This is a genomic window from Novosphingobium nitrogenifigens DSM 19370, assembly GCF_000192575.1.
GTDB classification, from domain to species: Bacteria; Pseudomonadota; Alphaproteobacteria; order Sphingomonadales; family Sphingomonadaceae; genus Novosphingobium; species Novosphingobium nitrogenifigens.
In genome coordinates, this window is sequence record NZ_GL876934.1 from 422,328 (window position 1) to 427,519 (window position 5,192).

Annotated in this window: 6 protein-coding genes; 3 read left to right on the top strand and 3 right to left on the bottom strand. The window is 65.3% G+C overall.

The annotated features are described in order from the left end of the window. The 3 genes from Y88_RS16110 to Y88_RS16120 form a co-directional block, all read right to left on the bottom strand. Nucleotides 1-192 (bottom strand): pirin family protein (locus Y88_RS16110; RefSeq protein WP_198133362.1); only part of this gene is annotated, 192 nt, incomplete at its 3' end. A gap of 269 nt (nucleotides 193-461) precedes the next feature. Further along, the gene (locus Y88_RS16115) at nucleotides 462-770 is read right to left on the bottom strand and encodes a hypothetical protein (protein WP_232281116.1); all 309 of its coding nucleotides are present in this window, start codon (nucleotides 768-770) and stop codon (nucleotides 462-464) included. Nucleotides 771-809: 39 nt separating this feature from the next. Further along, nucleotides 810-1,217: an OsmC family protein gene (locus Y88_RS16120; RefSeq protein WP_008071136.1), complete on the bottom strand. Its 408-nt coding sequence runs from the start codon at nucleotides 1,215-1,217 to the stop codon at nucleotides 810-812. Between the two features lie 114 nt (nucleotides 1,218-1,331). On the opposite strand from Y88_RS16120, the gene Y88_RS16125 reads away from it, so the two are divergent. Genes Y88_RS16125 through Y88_RS16135 form a run of 3 tightly spaced genes read left to right on the top strand, consistent with a single transcriptional unit; the run spans nucleotide 1,332 to nucleotide 5,177 of the window. After that, complete coding sequence (locus tag Y88_RS16125; RefSeq protein WP_008071137.1) at nucleotides 1,332-2,279, top strand: LysR family transcriptional regulator; 948 nt, start codon at nucleotides 1,332-1,334, stop codon at nucleotides 2,277-2,279. A 28-nt stretch (nucleotides 2,280-2,307) separates the two neighbouring features. Continuing rightward, nucleotides 2,308-4,446 carry a hypothetical protein gene (locus Y88_RS16130; RefSeq protein WP_008071139.1) on the top strand — a complete coding sequence of 713 codons (2,139 nt, stop codon included), beginning with the start codon at nucleotides 2,308-2,310 and terminating at the stop codon, nucleotides 4,444-4,446. Next, nucleotides 4,443-5,177 (top strand): DUF3142 domain-containing protein, encoded by a 735-nt coding sequence (locus Y88_RS16135; protein WP_008071141.1) that lies wholly within the window; start codon nucleotides 4,443-4,445, stop codon nucleotides 5,175-5,177. The genes Y88_RS16130 and Y88_RS16135 overlap by 4 nt, the downstream gene beginning before the upstream one ends. Nucleotides 5,178-5,192 lie beyond the last annotated feature (15 nt).

Consider the following 5,192-nt stretch of genomic DNA (forward strand, 5'->3'; position numbering starts at 1 on the left):
GATTTCCATGTCGCGATGCGGGTGCGGCGGAAATCCGTTGCGGGGCGCGATAGTATCATCGTTCCACACGCGCAGGTTGCCCCAGTGCATGCGGGCCGGATCATAATATTCGGCGAACGAAAAATGGTGACGGGCATCGAGCCAGCCGTGGTTGGCATGGCCGATACCGGCGAAGGGACGCAGCTCGATCATGGAATTGCCTTTCGTGAAGCCGGTCTCGCCGACTGCTGATGCGGTCACTTTACGGATCGAACAGAACGAAGAAATGGCATTGATGGAATTTCAACGGTTCCAATTCTTACCCAATGCCATGTGGTTCCTCGGCACCCGCTTTCACGTCCGCGTCCCGGAAACCGCGATCCTTGCCGCGATCATCGCCCTGTGGTTCGGCGGAAGCCGGATACTTCGACTACCCCCCGAACAGTCGGATGGGGCGCGCTCGTCCTTGCCCCACGAAAGGATCAGACGAGAAATTCGGCAATCGCGGCAAGGTGATTGGGCATCACGCCGAACCCGTGCAACTCACTGATCAGCGCGACGCTCGGACGGTATCCGGCACGCGTCGCACACGTGAACCGGCGAACCGCTTCGAGCCGGGGATTGGCGAGCGCGCGGGGGCGGTCGTCGCCGACCAACCAGAGCATCGCGCGGGCGAACCAGCCCAGTTCCTCACGCGGGGCGGCCGGTTGGCGGCACCCGTGACGAGCGGCATCTTCGGCTCCGATCTTCACGGCAAGCCAGTCTTCACGAGAGAGATGGGCGGTGGTCATCGTCATTCTCCGGATCAGGTGATTGGGTTCGAAAGGTCTTCACGCAAGAACGGACTGAACCGCCGATCCCTGCGTCAGGGTGCGATGCACCGGGCAACGATTGGCGATGCCCAGCAATTCCTCGCGCACCGCCGGTTCGAGCAGCGGCGACAGCGTGATCGTGCGGGTAAAGACGTCGGCGGGGGTTTCCCCGGCGTGCCGCGCATGGGTGACATGGGTTGAAACTTCACCGATCTCCCACCCCTTGCGCTTGGCATAGAACCGCAGCGTCATCGTGGTGCAGGTCGCCAGCGCGGCACAGAGCATGTCATAAGGCATCGGCCCCGTACCCATTCCGCCCTGATCGATGGGCTCATCGGCGGTAAAGGCCAGATCGTCCATGCGCACGCGGCTCTGGAACGTGCCTTCGCCGGTGCTGGTGGCGGTCGCGGTGGGAATGTGGGTCATCGCGGGGTCTCCGGGGCAAGATCGGCGCTGCGGCCTTCGATAGTCCCAATCTACCCCTTGCCCCTGACAAAGAAATGGCAATGATGGAATTTCACCAGTTCCGGAATTTCATCAATGCCACTTCCCGACCTTGAAGCCTGGGCCATTTTCGCCAAAGTCGTCGAAACCGGCTCGTTCGCGGCCGCCGCCGAAGCTCTCGGCCTTTCCAAGCCGACCGTGTCCAAGGCCATGGGCCGCCTCGAAGCCCGGCTCGGCATTCCCCTGCTTCACCGCACCAGCCGCCGCCTTGCCCTGACCGAAAGCGGGCGCGGCGTGCTCGACAAGGCGCGCCGCATCCTTGCCGACGGCGAAGCGGCAGAGGCCGAAGCCCGCGCCGACGGCGACATTCCGCGCGGACTGGTCCGGCTTGCCGTGCCGATGAGCTTCGGCTTGCGCCACGTCGCGCCGCTGCTGCCCGAATTCCTCGCCGCATGGCCGCTGGTCAGCGTTGATCTCGATCTTTCGGATACGCTCGTCAATGTCGTGGCGGGCGGCCACGACATCGTGCTGCGCATCGCCGGTCTCGAAGACAGCAGTTTGCGCGCGCGGCGCCTGTGCACGGTTCGCCGTCCTCTCGTCGCGGCCCCGGCCTATCTCGCCGTCCACGGCACGCCTACGCACCCCCGCGAACTCAGCGCGCATCAGGGCTTGCTCTATACCAATCTCGAACACCCCGGCCTCTGGCGCTTTACCCACCCGAGCGAAGGCGAATACGGCGTGACTGTCCATGGCCGCCTCGGCGCGAACAATGCCGATGCGCTCGCCCCGGCCTTGCTGGCGGGACAGGGTATCGCCCTGCAACCCGACTTCATGGTTTGGGATCATCTGGCCAAGGGCACTCTGGTCGAAGTCATGTCCGACTGGCGCATCCCCGACATCGCGCTGCATCTGGTAACGCCGCCGGGCAAGCAGCGCCCGGCCCGCGTGCGCGTCCTCCTTGATTTTCTGGCCGCCCGATTGCGCGACGCGCCATGGGCCGATCGCGGGAAGAGCTTGTCTCCCGAAGAAAAACACGCTCAATAGCGCCAAGACAAACGAGGATGCCCGTCAAGTGTTCAAGACGCCGATTACTGCCCGTGCGCGCAAATTCCGCAATCTTGCGCTCGTTCTTCTGACAGGATCGGCCATCTATGGACTGGCCGACCGGGCTGGCGCTTGTGCCGATATCGGGTGGTCGCCGGTCTGGCGCCTTGCTGCGCCCAGTTATGACGGCGTCGGACGCGCCGCGATCAGCCCGGGCAACGATACCCGCATCAACCTGCTCCTGTTGTTGCGCAGCCTGAAACCGGTCGGAGACAAGGGCGCGACTTATCCCAAATCCGATTGGGACACGTTCGAACTGGGCCGGACTTTCACGACCTGGACCAGCCTGCGCGAAACCTACTGGCCCCATCCCGACAAGCCCGAGACCCCCTATTCCTCGGAATGCACGCCACCGGCGGACGCGGTCTCGACCTTTTCGAGTGCAATCACCGCTGACAAGTCCGTGCCCGACAGCGAACGCACCGCGCTCCTTGCCCTGCGCGCGCAAGTGGGGTGCGGCGCGATCGAGGGCAATCCTCCGGTCTCCAGCCCTTCGGGCCGCGAATACCTCGCCTATCTGCAGGCCGCGAGCGCGTTCTATGCCGGAAACTGGGACGGCGCGCGAAGCGGCTTTGCCGCGCTTGCCCATGCCCGCACGCCGTGGATCGTCGAAACGTCCGCCTATATGCCGATCCGCATCGCCATGCGGCAGGCCGTGGCGGGCGCAGTCGACCAATACGGCAATTTCGCCGGTGTCGAAAAGACCGACCATGCCGCCACCGCCGCCGCCCGCACCGCGATCGCGGCCTATCTCAAGGCATGGCCGAACGGTCGCTATGCCGCCTCTGCCCAGGCCCTGACCCGCCGCGTGCTCTGGCTCGAAGGAAACGTGTCCGCCTTGGCCGCAGCCTATCAGGGATTGCTCGACAGCACTCCGGCCGACAGCGAACGCACCGCCGACCTTGCCGAAGAGATCGACCTCAAGCTGCTGGGCCCCGATGCCCGTTCGGTGGCGGTCGACAAACTGGGCGGATCGCCCCTGCTGCTGGCGGTCGCCGACTTGCGCCAGATGCGCGTGATCGAAGACACCGACGCGATGCCCTTCCCCGCCGAGCGTCTGGCGAGCCAGCAGGCAAGCTTTGCCGGACAGGCCGATCTCTATACTTTTCTTCAGGCCAGCCGAGCGTTCTATGCCGGGGAAACGCCGCGTTCGCTCTTGCCGCTGGTCCCCGACGCCACGCACGCCCACGGCTTCACGCCACTCGCGTTCAGCCGCCAGATCCTGCGCGGCATGGCTTTGGCGCGAGCGAAAGACCCGAACGAAGCGGGGTTCTGGCGCACGTTGATCCCCAATGTCAGCCCGATCCATCAACGGCCTCTGGCAGAACTGGGCCTTGCCCTTTCATGGCAAGGGGCCAAGCGGCTCGATCTGGTCTTTGCCCCCGGCTCGCCGATCGAGGACCGGACGACGCGCGAAATCCTGCTTCAGACCATGGCGCGCCCCGCGATCCTGCGCGCGGTCGCGGCCGACGGCACGCGCCCGGCCCACGAACGCGACGTCGCGCGTTTCACCCTGTTGTACAAGGACCTCGGCCGTCAGGCCTATGCCGACTTCATCCGGGACAAGGCGCTGGTCCCCGCCGACGCCGCGACCGACCCGCTTCAAAGTTTTTGGGGCGAGAGCCCGGTTTCGACGGGCCTTTTCACGCGCGGAAAGGCCTCGGACGGCTTTGCCTGTCCCGCTTTGGACGCGACCGTTGCAACGCTTGCGCATGAACCGGCCAATCGCCGCGCGATGCTCTGCCTCGGCGAGTTCTGGCGACTGAACGGCTTCGACGGATTTTCGCTGTTCACCCCCGGCAAGGTTGCCGACACGCTCGGCCACGCGCCGGACGATTTCCCCGGCAAACCGCTGGCGCGCGATGCGATCTATGCAGCGGTTCTCGCCGACCGCAATGCCTCGCGCGAGGAACGCGCCTATGCGCTCTATCGCTCGATCATGTGCTATGCACCCAGCGGCTATAACGGCTGTGCCGGACCTTTCCTGACAGCGGACGAAATGGACAAGGCCGCCGCGCCCAAGCCCCAGCGCAAGGCGTGGTACAACGAGCTCAAGACCACGTTCCCCGACAGTCCCTGGGCCAAGAAACTGCGCTATTACTGGTGAGCCGGACAACGACCGCGCTGGCCTTGGCGTTGACGGCGTCGCTGGCGGCGTGCCACCGCGCGCCGCCGCCTGCGCCAAGCCACGACGTCCGGGCGCAGGCCTATGACGCGTTCTACATCTGGCCCGGCGTCCGCCCGCCCGACGACATTCACCCCCGCACACTCTACCTGCTCGACGGAGAAATCCGGCGCGGCGGCCCGCCCCGCTTTACCCGGCTGCGCATGGGAACGCCCCGCTTGCCCGGCGTCGAACTCTGGTTGGTCGTCCGCGCCAACCGACTCGACTGGGACGCAGCGAACGAAGCGGCCATTTTCGAAGACCTGAAAAAGTGGCAGGCCGCAGGAAACCGCGTCGCGGGACTACAGGTCGATTTCGACTCCTCGGCCAGGGGCCTCGAAAACTATCGCCGCTTCCTCGCCGACTTGCGCAAGCGCCTGCCGCGCCCCTTCCGCCTGTCGATCACCGGCCTCATGGACTGGAGCGCCCACGGCGACCCTCAAACCCTCACCGCCCTGCGCCCGATCATCGACGAAGTCGTGATCCAGACCTATCAGGGCCGCACCACCATCCCCGGCTACACCCGCTGGTTCGACCAGATGGCCCCCTTCCCCATCCCCTTCCGCGTCGCCCTCGCCGAAAACAGCGAATGGCACGCCCCCACGTCCCTAACCCGCCAACCCCAATTCAAAGGCTACATCGTCTTCCTGCTCCGACATTCCACGAGGAACTGAGAACCGGGGTGGTCA

Bases quoted from the DNA above. Each gene is read 5' to 3' on its own strand.
- Y88_RS16115 (WP_232281116.1), bottom strand. From the start codon at position 770: ATGACCACCGCCCATCTCTCTCGTGAAGACTGGCTTGCCGTGAAGATC.
- Y88_RS16125 (WP_008071137.1), top strand. From the start codon at position 1,332: ATGCCACTTCCCGACCTTGAAGCCTGGGCCATTTTCGCCAAAGTCGTC.
- Y88_RS16120 (WP_008071136.1), bottom strand. From the start codon at position 1,217: ATGACCCACATTCCCACCGCGACCGCCACCAGCACCGGCGAAGGCACG.